14 protein-coding genes are annotated in these 15,418 nt (G+C 45.4%); 9 read left to right on the top strand and 5 right to left on the bottom strand.

Annotated features, from left to right (window positions below):
• Positions 1-26: 26 nt before the first annotated feature.
• Entirely contained in the window at positions 27-2,765 is a 2,739-nt protein-coding gene (gene acnA, locus RT717_RS13635; protein ID WP_317492291.1) for an aconitate hydratase AcnA, read from the bottom strand.
• Positions 2,766-2,918: 153 nt separating this feature from the next.
• Positions 2,919-3,929 (bottom strand): acyl-CoA reductase, encoded by a 1,011-nt coding sequence (locus tag RT717_RS13630; RefSeq protein WP_317492290.1) that lies wholly within the window; start codon positions 3,927-3,929, stop codon positions 2,919-2,921.
• A 101-nt stretch (positions 3,930-4,030) separates the two neighbouring features.
• On the opposite strand from RT717_RS13630, the gene RT717_RS13625 reads away from it, so the two are divergent.
• A complete protein-coding gene (locus RT717_RS13625; RefSeq protein WP_317492289.1) occupies positions 4,031-4,378 on the top strand; it encodes a 4Fe-4S dicluster domain-containing protein in 348 nt (115 codons plus the stop codon).
• Positions 4,379-4,433: 55 nt separating this feature from the next.
• Here the strand turns inward: RT717_RS13625 and RT717_RS13620 are convergent, their stop codons facing one another.
• On the bottom strand, positions 4,434-5,339 hold the full coding sequence (locus RT717_RS13620) for a DUF58 domain-containing protein (RefSeq protein WP_317492288.1): 906 nt from the start codon (positions 5,337-5,339) through the stop codon (positions 4,434-4,436).
• 241 nt (positions 5,340-5,580) lie between these two features.
• Here RT717_RS13620 and RT717_RS13615 point away from each other — a divergent pair, with 241 nt between their 5' ends.
• The 4 genes from RT717_RS13615 (at position 5,581) to RT717_RS13600 (ending at position 9,127) form a co-directional block, all read left to right on the top strand.
• On the top strand, positions 5,581-5,928 hold the full coding sequence (locus RT717_RS13615; RefSeq protein ID WP_317492287.1) for a DUF3276 family protein: 348 nt from the start codon (positions 5,581-5,583) through the stop codon (positions 5,926-5,928).
• Between the two features lie 68 nt (positions 5,929-5,996).
• Positions 5,997-7,085, top strand: a complete 1,089-nt coding sequence (locus RT717_RS13610; protein ID WP_317492286.1) for an AI-2E family transporter — start codon at positions 5,997-5,999, stop codon at positions 7,083-7,085.
• Positions 7,086-7,101: 16 nt separating this feature from the next.
• Positions 7,102-8,199 carry a redox-regulated ATPase YchF gene (gene ychF / locus RT717_RS13605; protein WP_317492285.1) on the top strand — a complete coding sequence of 366 codons (1,098 nt, stop codon included), beginning with the start codon at positions 7,102-7,104 and terminating at the stop codon, positions 8,197-8,199.
• 214 nt (positions 8,200-8,413) lie between these two features.
• A complete protein-coding gene (locus RT717_RS13600) occupies positions 8,414-9,127 on the top strand; it encodes a CRISPR-associated endoribonuclease Cas6 (protein ID WP_317492284.1) in 714 nt (237 codons plus the stop codon).
• Here RT717_RS13600 and RT717_RS13595 read toward each other — a convergent pair whose 3' ends face one another.
• Positions 9,128-10,438, bottom strand: coding sequence for a type IX secretion system plug protein (locus RT717_RS13595; RefSeq protein WP_317492283.1), 1,311 nt, complete (start codon positions 10,436-10,438; stop codon positions 9,128-9,130).
• 112 nt (positions 10,439-10,550) lie between these two features.
• Between RT717_RS13595 and RT717_RS13590 the strand changes: the two genes are divergently transcribed.
• The 4 genes from RT717_RS13590 (at position 10,551) to RT717_RS13575 (ending at position 14,827) form a co-directional block, all read left to right on the top strand.
• Entirely contained in the window at positions 10,551-11,102 is a 552-nt protein-coding gene (locus RT717_RS13590; RefSeq protein ID WP_317492282.1) for an RNA polymerase sigma factor, read from the top strand.
• A complete protein-coding gene (locus tag RT717_RS13585) occupies positions 11,086-12,522 on the top strand; it encodes a hypothetical protein (RefSeq protein ID WP_317492281.1) in 1,437 nt (478 codons plus the stop codon). The genes RT717_RS13590 and RT717_RS13585 overlap by 17 nt, the downstream gene beginning before the upstream one ends.
• A gap of 179 nt (positions 12,523-12,701) precedes the next feature.
• Positions 12,702-14,045 carry an LVIVD repeat-containing protein gene (locus RT717_RS13580; RefSeq protein ID WP_317492280.1) on the top strand — a complete coding sequence of 448 codons (1,344 nt, stop codon included), beginning with the start codon at positions 12,702-12,704 and terminating at the stop codon, positions 14,043-14,045.
• An 8-nt stretch (positions 14,046-14,053) separates the two neighbouring features.
• Positions 14,054-14,827, top strand: a complete 774-nt coding sequence (locus RT717_RS13575; RefSeq protein ID WP_317492279.1) for a hypothetical protein — start codon at positions 14,054-14,056, stop codon at positions 14,825-14,827.
• Positions 14,828-14,831: 4 nt separating this feature from the next.
• Here the strand turns inward: RT717_RS13575 and RT717_RS13570 are convergent, their stop codons facing one another.
• Positions 14,832-15,416 carry a toxin-antitoxin system YwqK family antitoxin gene (locus RT717_RS13570; RefSeq protein WP_317492278.1) on the bottom strand — a complete coding sequence of 195 codons (585 nt, stop codon included), beginning with the start codon at positions 15,414-15,416 and terminating at the stop codon, positions 14,832-14,834.
• Positions 15,417-15,418: the final 2 nt, after the last annotated feature.

The following is a 15,418-nucleotide window of genomic DNA, read 5'->3' as shown; positions in this document are numbered from 1 at the left end:
AAAACTAATGTTGAAATTCGTAATCCTTAATCCTTAAGGAAATTTCTTAGTACATAGTTCAAAATACCGCCGTTTTTCCAATAGGCAATATCGACGTTAGAGTCCAGTCTTAGTTCTGCTTTGAACTCTACTTTCGAACCGTCAGGTCTCGTTGCTATTACGTCCACTACCTTGTTAGGGGTCAAATCCTTTTCAAGGCCAAGGATGTCATACGACTCATCTCCTTTCAGCCCGAGGGTGTCTTGCGTTTGCCCGTTAGCAAATACCAAAGGAAGAACGCCCATTCCAACGAGGTTCGATCTGTGAATCCGCTCAAAGCTCTCCACGATAACCGCTTTTACGCCAAGTAAGGTCGTTCCTTTTGCAGCCCAGTCTCTGGAGGATCCTGACCCATATTCCTTGCCACCAATCACCACCAATGGTGTGCCTGCTTCCTGATATTTCATGGAGGCATCAAACACGTACATTTCCTCGCCGGTTGGATGATATTTTGTCCATCCACCTTCTTTGCTGGCCAGTTTGTTCTTAATCCTTACGTTGGCAAAAGTGCCTCGCATCATCACCTCGTGGTTGCCACGACGTGAGCCGTAAGAGTTAAAATCAGGCTTCTCAACACCATTCTTCACAAGGTATTGGCCAGCGGGGTGCTCCGGCTGAAATTTGCCAGCAGGTGAGATGTGATCGGTTGTCACCATGTCGCCCAGTTGAAGCAGCACCTTGGCACCTTTGATATTGGTTGGCTCAGGCACATCTGCTGAAATATTTTTGAAGAAAGGCGCTTCCTGAATATATGTCGACGTCTCGTCCCATTTGTAAAGATTGCCTGTAGGGGCATCCAGTTTTTGCCAAGCCTCGTCACCATCAAATACGGTGTCGTAGGTTTTCTTGTAGTCCTCAGGAGTAACCACTTTTTCCATCATTTCATTGATCTCCGCCTGAGACGGCCAAATGTCCTTCAGGAAAACAGGCTCACCATTCGGGTCAAGCCCCAGTGGTTCATTGTTCATGTCAAAGTCAACCCTTCCAGCAATGGCAAATGCAACAACCAGCATGGGTGATGCCAGGAAGTTCATTTTGATGTTCGGGTGGATGCGGGCTTCAAAGTTTCTGTTACCGGAAAGCACTGAAGCTACTACCAGGTCATTGTCGATCACAGCCTTTTGGATAGCAGGAGGCATATCGCCTGAGTTACCAATACAAGTGGTGCAACCGTAACCAACCACGTGGAACTTAAGGGCTTCCAGATAGGGGAGTAGCTCCGCCTTTTTCAGGTATTCCGTCACAACCCTTGAGCCGGGAGCCAGAGAGGTTTTTACCCATGGCTTAACGTCCAGACCTTTTTCTACCGCCTTCTGAGCAACAAGCCCGGCCCCAATCATTACGCTTGGGTTGGAAGTGTTGGTACATGAGGTAATTGCGGCAACAACCACCGACGCATCGCTCAGCTCATAGGTCATTGACCCTGATTTCATTGTTACAGAGCGCAATGCTGTGCCAGTCTGCGTAGCAGTAGCCAATGAGCCACCATCAGATGCCCAGTTTCCACCGGTTCTGACATCAGGTGTCACATACTCCCGCTTGTGGGAATCTTTCAATACACCAATTACTTTTTCTTTGGCTTCTTTCAGGAAGATTTTGTCCTGAGGACGTTTCGGGCCAGAGATAGTTGGCTCGATGCTACCGAGATCCAGTTCGATTACGTCGGTGTATTCAATTTGCTCGGAGTTATCTCTCCAAAGCATGTTTTCTTTGCAATAGGCTTCCACCATGCTCACATGGTTGGCAGGCCTGTTGGTTCTGGTCAGGTACGCCAATGTCTGGTCGTCTACAGGCCAGTGCGTATCCGTGCAGCCGAACTCAGGTGACATATTAGAGATAGTAGCCCGGTCGGGAACAGTAAGGTTGGCAAGACCTGGGCCGAATACCTCAACGATTTTCTCTACTACGCCATAGTCACGAAGCAAGCGAGTCACTGTCAGCACAAGGTCTGTCGCAGTGATGCCTTCTTTCATTTTACCGCTGATCTTCAAGCCGATTACTTCGGGAAGGGTCATGTAAATTGGCTGGCCCAGCATGGCTGCCTCTGCCTCAATGCCACCAACACCCCAGCCGAGTACGCCAATACCGTTCACCATTGGTGTGTGGGAGTCGGTACCTACCAGTGTGTCGGGGAAAAGATAGCCGTCTCTTTCTATCACGCCACTTGCCAGGTATTCCAGGTTCACCTGATGGCAAATGCCCATCCCTGGAGGGACAACCGTGAAGTTATCGAAGGCTTTCTGACTCCATTTAAGGAGTTTATATCTTTCTGAATTTCTTGAATATTCGAGGTCAACATTCTTGCCGTACGACAGTTGAGTACCAAAATATTCTACCATTACTGAGTGGTCAATGACCATGGCAGCTGGTACGAGAGGATTGGTTTTCCCGATGTCTTTGCCTTTGCGGGCCACTTCTGCTCTGATAGAGGCGATGTCGACAACAGCCGGCACACCAGTGAAGTCCTGCATCAGCACTCTGGCCGGCGTGTAAGGAATTTCTTTTTTGCCCTGGGTTTGTTTCCAGTTCAAAAGCGTTTCCAGGTGCTGCTCGGTGACAGCAAAAGCGTCGTAGTTACGGATGGCGTTTTCAAGCAAAATACGGATAGAGTAGGGCAGTTTCGCTACTCTTGCGTCCTTCTTGCTCAAGTCCCTCAAATTGTAATATTTGTGTGTGCCTAGAGGTGTTTTCAGCTCTTTCTCTATTCCAAAGAAATCTTTACTCATTTTTCTGTGGTTTATATCTTAAAAATCAAATTTAATTGAATTAGTGTGTAAAAGAAACGGAACTTTGGGCAACGGCACGATTTATAAAAATTATTGTACTTTCCTTTTATCACGAGTAGTAGTTCCGGATAAAAGTTCACTCGTGTGTCCCCGTTATAACCCGGAAAGAAACTTCAGCGTGTCAACGCCATCGGCATAGTCCCACAGTTCTGGCTTTTGCAATGTTCCGAAAGGAAGCGACCTGGGATATTGCCCTCTCCAGGAAGCGATGGCCTGAATCTTTTCCTCATTAGCCACTAGTTTTTGTGACAAGGCAGCTTCGTCTTCATAGCATTCGTAATACACCACTGAGACGGGCGAAACAAGGTCGGTGCTTTCCCGGAAAAGGGAGAATCCAGAGTCAAGGTGGGGTTCTCCGTTTACCAGCATAATGGACTTGTGGTAATCGTAGTTGTTTCTGTACTTATGGTGCTCCAGCAGCTGATTGAAAGGTTGAATGGCGTCGAGCAGAGTAGGTAATGCATAACCTGTAGGCACATAAAGCTTGGATACATTTCTGCAGCCAAGGCCAAAGTAGCTGAACAGGTCGTCGCCGAGCGCCAGCAGATCCTCCAAAGATTCCTCACCTGAAATGATAGCACACGAGGTTCTGTTTTTCCTGATAATGTTGGGCACCTTCGAGAAGTAGTATTCGAAATAGCGAGACGAGTTGTCGCTGCCGGTGGCAATGACGGCTTCCATGTCGTTGAGCCTTTCTACCACTGCTACTTGCCTGCCCAGCTCAGGCTGAATCTCGTTGAGCGAGTCGATAATAAAACGAATGAGGGCACTGTCCTGAGAACTGGGTTTTACCAATGCTCTGTGCCCGGCAATGATAACGGACAAAAGATCGTGAAAGCCCACCATGGGAATGTTACCTGCCATCACGAGCCCCACTTTTTTTGGTTTGCCATCAGTAAATGCATAGGAAGAAGTCCATTGTGTTAGTTTCTCCTTTGAGAGAAAATTGAGAATGCCCTGCCAGGCAAGGTGAAGGCTCTCCTTTGTGAACCACGGGTTTTCATTGGCTGCCCGCAGAAATAGACCGCTTTTCGCAGCCTCATCCAGCTCTTTTAAGTAGTTGCCCAGGGCGGATATTGCATTTACTCTTTCCTCTAACTTCATTTTGGATTATTTTGCAAAGCAAAAATAAATTGGAACTCAAACATTCCATTTCTACTTTTGTTTGGTAAAGGTAATTGTAGAATCAAAAATTAAGTATCAATATGGCAATAATGATCACCGATGAGTGTATCAACTGTGGTGCATGCGAGCCAGAATGCCCCAACACCGCTATCTATGAAGGCGGTGTGGAGTGGACCTGGGCTGGCGGAACCAAGCTTACTCAGGTTGAGCTTGAAGACGGAACAGTAGTTGACGGCAACGAAGCTCAACAGCCATTTTCTGATGAGTTCTATTATATAGTGTCTCAAAAGTGTACTGAGTGCACTGGATTTCACGAAGAACCACAGTGTGCAGCGGTGTGTCCGGTGGACTGTTGTGTGGATGACCCAGACTACAGAGAAACAGTGGAAGAACTTACCGCTAAGAAGACCTGGCTACACGACGAATAGTAGTATTCAGATATGTGTGAATGAAAGCGGCATAAGCCGCTTTTTTTGTGTCGTTTTAGTTAAGCTTTGTCCTTTTGATGAGGTAGCCCGTCAATATTTTGTTGATGTCGTCCTGGATGTCTGCTTCAACCAGGTCTATTTTTAGCTGACCACATCTTAGCTTGAGGGTGCTGGCAAACTCTGCCACGGCCTTGTGGTACGACTCTTTCACCTGCGAAGGCGTCAGCTTAATTTTTTCTCCACCTTCCAAATCCATGAACTCGTAAGGCCGGTCCTCGAAAGAGAAATCGATCTCAGTCGACTTGTCGGTAACATGAAACATCAATACTTCGTGCCGGTTGTGTTTCAAATGCTGTAGCGCCGAAAATATTTGTTCGTGGTCGGCGTAGTTTTGAAACATGTCGCTGAAGATGATGACGAGCGAACGTTTGTGGATTTTTTCCGCTACCTGATGCAGCACTTCAGCAACATTGGTTTTTTTGAGGGTAGGAGTGCTTTCCAGCAGGCCATTGAGTAAAATGAAAAGCTTTTGAATATGGCTGGACGTTGATTTTACCTGTGTTTGAAGCTCAATTTCTTCTGCAAAGGTGAAAAGACCGACGGCATCACGTTGCTTGTGAAGCAAATAAGCCAAAGCCGCCGCCGCCAGAGCGGAAAACTTAATTTTGCCGTGTGTTTTTTCGGGATAATACATGGACGAGGAGTGATCCAACACGATGTAGCAGCGCAGGTTGGTCTCTTCTTCAAATCGCTTGGTGTATATCCTGTCTGTTCTGGCAAACACCTTCCAGTCGATATGGCGGGTGCTTTCTCCGGTATTATACAACCGGTGCTCAGCAAACTCAACTGAGAAGCCATGGTAGGGTGATTTGTGCATTCCAGTGATGAAGCCCTCTACCATTTGTCGGGCTAAAAATTCTAACCCACCATATTCCTTTACCTTGCTGAAATCAACCTTCATTTGAATTAATTAATAACATTGACTAAGTGAATGTCTCTAATTATTGATTGTCATGAATTAACTTGTTATTTTTCGGATAACCAATAAATATTGTTTGGGTTACTCAATCCCATTATTGCAAAGAGGCTGAATGATCCTGGTGAGTGTTTTGCGTATTTTCTATTTTGAACGATTGTATTCAACAAATATTCGGGTATTTCCGATAAACTTTTATTTTTGACCAAACCTAAACCGGAATCAAGTGGAAGAGAATAAGGATAAAAGCAGAGGTGAAGTGTATTCTGAGAAAGTAAGGGCAGGTAAGCGAACCTATTTCTTTGACATCAAAGCCACAAAATCCAACGACTATTACCTGACTATTACCGAGAGTAAAAGGAAATTTAAGGAGGATGGGTTTTTCTACGAAAAGCATAAAATATTTTTGTACAAGGAAGACTTCGATAAGTTTATCGACGCATTGAACGACTCGGTTAATCATGTAAAAACGGAACTTCTTCCGGGGGTTGATTTTTCACAGTTCGAAGTGAAAATGGAAGCAGGGGGCGACGAAGATATTCCCGAAGATGATTCAGAGTTGAAGTGGGATTGATCTGATTCTTCAAACAATATTTTGCGAGCCCTTGGTATACAAGGGCTTTCTTTTTTTACTTTAGGCACATGGTTAGACGAATGCTGCTCTACCTGCTTTTGATGCTGGTTGTCCTGGTGTTTATTAGCTGGTATTTCTCCAACATATTTATTTATCTGATCTTCTCATTGGTTTTAGCGACCCTGCTTAGGCCACTAACCAATACCATCCATCAGATCCACGTTCTTAACAACAGAATTCCAAGGCCAATTGCCATCATTTTCTCGTTTTCGATTGTTATCGTCGTGGTTACTCTCTTTGTGATGCTTTTTATCCCACTTTTCAGCGAACAGGTGAAGGTGCTTTCGCAAATAAGCTACGATTCGGTACTGACATCCGTAAGCCAGCCTTTTAATAGTATAGAGCAATTTCTTATTGAGAATAAGCTGACAGTTCAGCAGGAAGGCTTTCTTTTTGAGTCGATCAGAGAGAGCCTTTTTGGGTTGCTTTCGGAGGTTGACTTTACGTTGCTGTTGAATAACCTGATATCGGTGACCGGAGGGCTTTTGGTTGGTTTCCTGGCGGTGTCATTTATCACCTTCTTTCTTTTGCTGGAGAACGGGATTTTAAGGAGGCAAATCATTGCTCTGATACCTAATCAGTATTTTGAGGTGTTTATAGCAGCGATGTTTAAGATAGAAAAACTTCTGAGCAACTATTTGATTGGGCTGCTTTTCCAGATGGCCTCCATCTTCAGCATTGCGTCTTTGGGTTTGTCGATACTAGGGGTAAAGTACGCATTGACGATTGCTGTATTTGCAGCGGTAGCCAACCTTATTCCCTACCTCGGGCCAATGCTGGGTGCCAGTTTTGGCATAGTGGTGGGCGTTTCAACTAGTGGAGATATTAGCCTTTCTCAGGATCTTTTGATTATAGTGGTGAAAATTCTGTCGGTGTTTGGTATTGTGCAAGCAGCCGACAACATATTGTTGCAGCCGCTCATTTTCTCAAAAAGTGTAAAAGCCCATCCATTAGAAATATTTGTTATTATCTTTGCCGGCGCAACAATTGCAGGTATCCCCGGAATGATAGCAGCCATCCCTACGTACACAATCTTAAGAGTGTCTACAATTGAGGTTTATGCTGGCTTTAAGGGGTATCAGATATTCAAAAAGTAACAATTGATCATATTTCATGGGATTGCAATGTGGGATTGTGGGACTGCCTAATGTAGGCAAGTCGACACTGTTTAATGCTCTTTCGAATGCTAAGGCCGAGGCGGCCAATTACCCGTTTTGTACAATTGAGCCCAATGTGGGCGTGATCACTGTGCCCGACGAAAGACTGCAGGTGCTGGAGAAATTGGTTCATCCTGAGAAAATCATTCCGACTTTTATCGAATTTGTGGACATTGCAGGCCTTGTGAAGGGTGCCAGCAAGGGTGAAGGGTTGGGTAATAAATTTCTTGGCAACATCCGGGAAGTGGATGCTGTCATCCATGTGGTGAGGTGCTTCGAAGACGACAACATAGTGCACGTGTCCGGCACGGTAAACCCGGTGGAAGACAAAGAGGTGATTGACACTGAACTTCAGTTGAAGGACCTGGAATCGGTTGATAAAAAGATCCAACGTCTTGAAAAAATAGCCAAATCGGGTGACGCCAAGGCACGGACTGAGCTGGGATATGTGCAGGCTTATAAGAAGCATTTGGAGTCTGGCAAGAATGCCAGAGTGCTTGATATGCCTGAAGCAGGCAGAGAAGCCGTGGCAGATTTGCAGCTGCTCACCATAAAACCGGTTATTTATGTAGCCAATGTGGATGAGGGTTCGTTGCCAGCGGGTAACCAATGGGTGGAGAAGTTGAAGGCGTCTGTTGCAGAAGAAAATGCCGAAGTGGTCATCCTTTGTGCCGCTATAGAGTCGCAGATAGCCGAGCTGGAAGATCTCGATGAAAGAGCACTCTTTTTAGAGGAGTATGGGCTCAAAGATTCGGGATTGAATAGACTAATTAAAGCTTCATACAATATACTTGACCTGATTACGTACTTTACAGCAGGAGTGAAGGAGGTAAGGGCATGGACCATAGAAAAAGGTTGGAAGGCGCCTAAAGCGGCTGGCGTTATCCATACCGACTTTGAACGTGGATTTATCAGGGCAGAGGTAATAAAATTGGCCGACTACGAGAAATATGGCTCCGAAAATGCTTGTAAAGAGGCTGGTAAGATTTATATTGAGGGCAAAGAATACGAAGTGCAGGATGGTGATATCATGCACTTCAGATTTAATGTTTAACCAGCTCTTTTATGCCCAGGGATGAACAATTTTTTGGATTTATTGTTTTTCTCATGAACATTTTAAGTACGAGGAAAATGGAGTTTGATTGTTCAGGCCTATTTTCTACATAATTTTTACGCTATTGAGGGTACGTATCGTTTTTCAAGTTAAAAATAAGGGAGGGTTTGTTCCCTTCCATCACCAGTATCTTTTAGCTCAGCTTATTAAGGGAATGCTCGTAAAAGGAGGTCAGAAGGAGTTTATCGACTACCCTTTTTACAATTTCAGCGGCCTTAAAGGACAGACAAAGATAAGCAGGCAAGGTTTGCATTTTTACAGCCGGAGAGTTACGCTGGTTGTTGCAAGCAATAACAAGGCTTTTATCGACTACTTCCTCAGGGTGTTGTTTACCTTTCCTAAGGTAGATATTGGCAACTTAATGCTAGAGCCGGAGGCAGTGGAGCTGGAGGATCATCCGGAAATAACTGATGCCTCAAGGTATATTTGCATTTCGCCTATCGTAGTGCTTCAGCCGTCTTTGTATGACGCAGAAGCTAAAAAATTCATTTCACCAGAAACAGACACCTTCTCTGATCTCCTTTTTGAATCCACCATTCAAAGGATGGAGCAAGCCGGAGAAGATCCTCAGAAAATTGAAGGTATTGGTAAGTTTCAGTTGGTTCCTGATGAGGACTATTTAAATAAAATAAGGGAAAGTCAAAAGAAGTTCGCCAGGATATACCCGCTGTATGATCAGGACTTGAAATACGAAATAAGGGGCTATACCTTTCCTTTTGTCCTTTATGCACCTAAGGTGGTTCAGGAGTTTATTTTCACCTGTGGGTTGGGGCAGTTTTGCCACAAGGGCTTCGGTATGCTTGACATCGCCAATGCCGATCCAAGCAAGAGAGCGGTTACCTATGAGTTCGCTGAAACTACTACCTGATCAGTTTTTCGGGCCGTTGTGGATGATGCTCTGGTAGCCGACAAGTCGATCTACAAATGACCCGGGAGTTTTAAAGTAAACGAACACTTCGTATTCATTTTCAGCCTGGAAGTTGTACCCTTCAAACATGTAGGGATCAATGTCGTTCCCTTTTGCCCAATACATATAATTGTAAAATCCCTGCTTTAGCAACAAGGATGCGGTGTACATGCCCGAGAGATCATCGTAGACCAACCTGTTCTGAGGGGTTTTCTGCCAGTCGTTAAAGCCGCCGATTACGTACACTTCGGTTGCTTCAACTTTTTCTGTTTCCAGGAAAAACATCACCTTCACGTAGTCGGTCTGTAAATCACTGGTGTTAGGCTCTGTGGAACCGATGAAAAAGTTGCCGTCAAGGTCCTGCATTCTGCTGTAGGGCTCGCTGAACCGGGAGGCGTCTTTCAAAAGTAATGCCCTTATTTCATTTTGGCTTTTTTCTATTTTGCCCACATTGCGACCGTTGTAACTCAGCGATCGGATATCGAAGAACCTGAATTCTCTTGTTGATTTGAAATTGTTCTGGAGCGTAAAATTTCGGTACTCCATATAGCTCTGGTCTTCTCTCACCAGCGTGGGTTTCAGGTTGAGAATGGCGTTGTCCCACCTTCTGTTTTGGCGCACCATTACCTTAAAGTCGTTGTAAGCATTGGTCGACGTTAGTCCGCCATAGTTAACAGAGAATTCAACCTGGTGATTTTCTTCTCTTTCTGCAACACTCGACGAAATCCGAACCTCCATTTGGATATCCGCCCCGCCTTCGAACACCATAAAACGCCTGCTTAATATGATATCTGATTTGTTTGTTCCCCGATACACTACTACTACATAGTTTCCGGATTTTTTCACCCTAGGAAGCTCAAGCGAGTATTGCGTGTAAGGAACGATGGTGCTTTGGGAGTACTGATAGTTGTTGACAGGGTAGGAGTTGTACTCATTGAGAAACTCCATGTCGGTAAGGGCCGATCGCTCCCAATTAAAATTGCAGTGAACGATGTAGGCGTTGTATTGCTGGAAGTCACTTAGAATTTCATCAAATTTGAGTGTGAGCGCTGAAGGTTGGCTGATATGCACGATAGGGGGCTGCATAGTATCTTCAGTTTTTCCGGAATTTGGAAAAAGGCGAACCAACCTGATGTTATCTTCGTATGATCTGTCGCTGAGCTCCAGAACAGCGTCCGAAGTGCTGGTATTGGCAACTTGCTCGAGGGGAAGGCAGCCAGTGAAAAATAAGCAGAAAATGACTAGGAGTAAGAAGTAGTTGAGATGTTTCATCGATAGCTAAACGAACGGCAACTAAATTCATTTTCTACAAATCTGCATAATTCCAACCATTTTTTCAGACCTGGTGTCATAAAAGTCAAAACCTAAACCGATAACTCGCAGAATGCCTACTGATGAAGAGTTGATAGAGGGATGTGCCAAAGAGGACAGACACATGCAATATCAGCTATACCAAAAGTATAGTGGGCAGATGTATGCCATTTGTTTGAGGTACTGCAAAATGCAGCAGGAAGCTGAAGATGTTTTGCAGGAAGGATTTGTGAAGGTATTCAACCACATCAAAACATTCCGTAAGGAGTCATCGCTATTTTACTGGATCAAGCGGATCGTGATTAACACTGCGCTCAATCATCAGCGCAACAAGCTTTATATGTATCCGATGGTGGATGTGGCTGAGTTACGGCAACCATCGACGAATCACGACATGCTTGCGGGACTTCAACTGGAAGATTTAATGGGAATGATTCAGGATCTTCCGTCGGGGTGTCAGACAATATTTAACCTGTATGCTATTGAAGGGTATAAACATCATGAAATAGCAGAGCTCCTTGGTGTTACCGAGGGAACCTCCAAGTCGCAGTATGCCAGAGCAAAGCAGCTGCTACAGGAGAAACTTGAGAAATTAGAAAGTACAAATTATGGAAGCCGCAGATAACAACGAATTTTTCGAAAGCCAGTGGCGACAGGCTTTTGACGGAGCCAGCGTGCCACCGTCTCCTATGGTGTGGGAGAGAGTAGAAGCAAGGCTTGCCACTCAAAAAGAAGGAAAGTACAGGAAGGCCATCTTTTACTACAGATGGGCAGCTGCCGCCATGACAACCGTCGCCGTTGGTTTGGGTGTGGCACTTTTGCTCAATGGAACCTCCTCTCTGGTTGACAATGAGATTGCTGGCAACACCAAAGAGAACGCTGCCAATTCTCAAGCCGCACAAAGCCCTGAACTTAGGGATATGAAGATGGAAAATGAAGTAGCTTCCACAACCTCCACACTCACCGAAGATGATAAGCCTGATTTTTATCAAAAGGATACTAAGCCCTTTTTGGCGGTAGCTACAGTTGGTAATAGTGGTAGTGAAGCTGCCAAGCAGGAGTTAACTCCGATAGACGAGACTTCAGCCTCTGAAGAAAATATGTTTGATGTGGCTATCCCTTCTGTTACCGGCATTTTCAGTTCCGAAACGCTGGCCAGTAACTTATCGAAACTGGAGGTGAATCACTTGTATGGTGTGGTACGTCCCATGCAGCGAAAAAAGAAGGAAATGGGAGATCAGCCTTTGTTGGCTGGCCTTGGAGTTGGTAGTGGTACTTTTAATCCTAATTATGGTTTCCGGTCTGGAGGCAACTTGTTTGCTTCTGCCAGCGCCGACGAAGCCTCTCTTGTTGCGGAAAACAGTGGAGAGCTAAAGACAAATGATTTTAACGCCGCCAATGGTCTGGTTGGAGCTGTTTCTTCCAGAACATACAATGAGTCGAACGCACAGGGCGGAACGTTCTCATTTGGAGCAAGCATTGGTAAACGCATTTTCAGGAAAATTCTGTTGCATACGGGGCTTCAATATGGAAGGTACAATAGCAACGGAAGTACCAACCTGGTGTTGAACGACGAGTCGAACGATAAGCGTTATGCGCTGAATCAGGTGAGTCTGTTGAGTGATGACATTCAGAATGTGTTTTCATCCTCACAATACTCCTACGATGGAGAAAGAACGAAAATCACCAATACGTATGAGTTCATTTCTGTGCCGGTAAAGGTCGGCGTGATTCTGTTGGACAGGCGGGCCGGAATCGTTTTGAACACAGGTGTTTCCAATGAGTTTTTGCTCGGGAGTGTGATAAAAGGAAAAGACCTTGAGGATGTGAGAACAAAATCTGGAGACCAATCGCCTTACCGGAGCGTGTATTTAAATGGGACTCTTGGCTTGGAGGTTAATTACGCCATCAACAGTCACTATAAAGTCGTTGTGGAACCGTATTACCGCCAGGCGATTACAAGCCTGACCAAGAACACTGATGGATATGCTAGTGCGCCAAGGCTATGGGGAGTGCAGGCTGGCGTTCGGTATGAGCTGAGATAGGTTTCCAACCAATCGGCATATGAAAGTGTCATTTGTGCACACCTATTCTTTTAGTATATGAAATAGCCATAGCGAATTCCATTGCCAACGGACATGAAAAAATTTATCGAACATGCGATTTTCATTTTCAAGGGGATGGTGGCTATTCCATCTGGCCGCTTAAAAAAAATTATATTCAGATGAATGCAGAATTTCACCCCCACGAAGTCAAAGACATTTTCAGAATCACGGTTGTGTCAATTGTGATATTGATTGTCATAGGTTTTCTGTCGACCGGTTGTACCGACACTTGTGAAGTAGACAGGTCGTATACCTATTTCAAGCCGGTATACACCACAACGGAAGAAATTAGAAGCGCAGTAGCTTTTGGTACTCCTCAATCTGTTAACCAGCCCGGAAAAATCTACTTCAAGGATGGCATCCTTTTTATCAACGAAGTAGGTGAGGGCATTCACATTATTGACAACACGAACCCATCTTCGCCCCGTCAGCTGTCTTTTGTTACCATTCCAGGCAACTTTGATATGGCCGCCAAAGGAAATTACCTGTACGCTGACAGCTATATCGACTTATTGGTATTTGACATCTCAAATGTTAATGATGTCAAGATGGTGAAGCGGGTGGAAGGTGCTTTTCAGGAGTTCGCCAACCTGCCGTTCAACTTTGACGCATGGAGCGGTGTGGTTACTTCCTACGAAGAGGCCAGCGTAGCTGAGGTTAGTGAAATCGACTGCCAGACTGGCGGCGGAGGCCTGATCTACTATGCCGTTGATGCAGAGTCTGCGGTTGGTTTCGCATCAGGTACTAAGTTTGTCGCTAATACTTCGGGCGCCGCACCAGCCACCACCTCTGCCGATGCAGGTGTAGGTGGATCAATGGCCAGGTTTGCCATTTATGAAGACTTCCTTTACACTATCGACGCCAGTTCGTTGTATTTATTCGACATCACACAGCTTGATGACCCACAGTCGGGTGCCAGAGTAGACATTGGCTGGGGAATAGAGACACTGTTTCCCTATGAAGATAAGCTGTTTATAGGTGCCAATAACGGCATGCACATTTACGACAATGCAAATCCGGAAGCACCGGAGCACCTTTCAACGTACCAGCACATTCAAAGCTGCGACCCTGTGGTTGTAGAAGGCGACTACGCATATGTGACGCTAAGGTCAGGCAATGCTTGTCAGGGATTCACCAATCAGCTCGAGATTGTTGACATATCAGATTTAAAAAATCCAAAATCGTTTCAAACCTATCCGATGCAAAACCCACATGGACTGGGGGTAGATGGAAAGTGCCTGTTTATCTGCGAAGGGGAGTTTGGCCTCAAGCTTTTTGATAAAACAGATCTGACAGCCATAGATGACCATTTGGTGGCCAACTATACCAATATGCATGCTTTTGACGTCATTCCACTCAATGGTGTATTGATGATGATCGGAGAAGACGGCCTGTACCAATATGAGTATGACTGTGAAGGAAAGCTGGAGTTGTTGAGCACAATACCTGTGTTAGCTTTGTAACCTGACCGATGAGTAATCGAACTACTAAAAATATCATTTTCAACCGGAAGGGATGGCTCCTGTGGGGCTGTCTCTTTTATTTTTTTGCGCCTGCACAGCTTATGGCACAGATGCAGGTAAAGGACAAGGCCAGAATAGAAAAAATAGGCGTGGTTCGGGGCAAAGTGCTTGAATACAATGCCGCAGGGAGCTTTGTTTTTCTCCGGACAACGGGAGACACCCTCATAGTAGATGCCGGCAGGGTGATGAACACGAAGATTATTCACTCTCTGAAAATGCCAACCCAGGGGATGTTTTGGCATTCTGCTGAGTTCGGTCTCGATTTTGGCAAGGCCAACCAGTGGGATGTGGCTTCGCCGTACTTGTACCTTGAAACAAACCATGCCTATGTAGTTAATCGGTTTTTGCAGCCGGGCATCGGTGTTGGCTACCAGCAGGCAGGCGATTTCCGTATCATGCCGGTGTTTTTAAGCCTCACAGGCGACCTTTATCGAAGCCGGGTAACTCCCTTTTATTTCTCAAACGTGGGCTATGGCCTGGGCTGGGCAAGGTCGAACGACTGGGGAAATTACGACAAAGTGAGAGGTGGCTTTTTGTGGCATATTGGCGGTGGTTTGAAAATCGCCGGTCGGAACAATGCAGTGTATTTGAAGTCCGGGTACAAGATTCAGAATATTTATTCAGAAGCCAGTATCCCTAATTGGTGGGGAACAACAGGCGGCTTCGAAAACATAGCCAGAACCATCCGAAGAGTATATTTCGGAGTATCAATGGCTTTCTAGGATCTCATTCGTCTTTGATCCATTCCCCGTTTCTGTACAGGTATTCGATTGTTACCTCGCCGTCGGTATTGTACCATTTCGCAATGCCTTCCCTCACGCCATTCTCGTAGGGGCTCTCCTCCATCAAGTTGCCATTGTCGTGATAGAGTCTCAACATGCCATTTAGCTTACCGAACTGATAGGTACGTTCTTCCCTTATGTTTTTTCTGTTGTATTTAACATAGGTGCCATGCAGCTGACCATCGAAAAAATAGGCCTTTTCTGTCACCTGCCCGTTTTCATCTACAATCACCTGCGGGCCTTGTTTTTTGCCTTTCACATAGCTGGTAACCATTTTTACCACTCCAGTCGGATAGTATTCTGTCCAGCTGCCTTCCTTTTGCCCATTCAAGTAGTCGCCCTCCGCTGTTATCTTATCGTTGATGTCGAGCACATGTACCTTCACAAGAGATTCATCGCCAGGGTAGGGTGTTCGTACTGCGCTGGGGGGGAGGTCAGCAAATGCGGGACCGTCACTCACCGTTTGTGATTGCGAACAACCAAGAAAAAGTCCTGCAAGAAAGATGGAGTTGATAATAGTTGCCTTCATTT

This window comes from Imperialibacter roseus, from assembly GCF_032999765.1.
Classification (GTDB): Bacteria; Bacteroidota; Bacteroidia; order Cytophagales; family Cyclobacteriaceae; genus Imperialibacter; species Imperialibacter roseus.
Note: the sequence above shows the minus strand (reverse complement) of the source record. Positions and strands in the feature narration are given on the sequence as shown.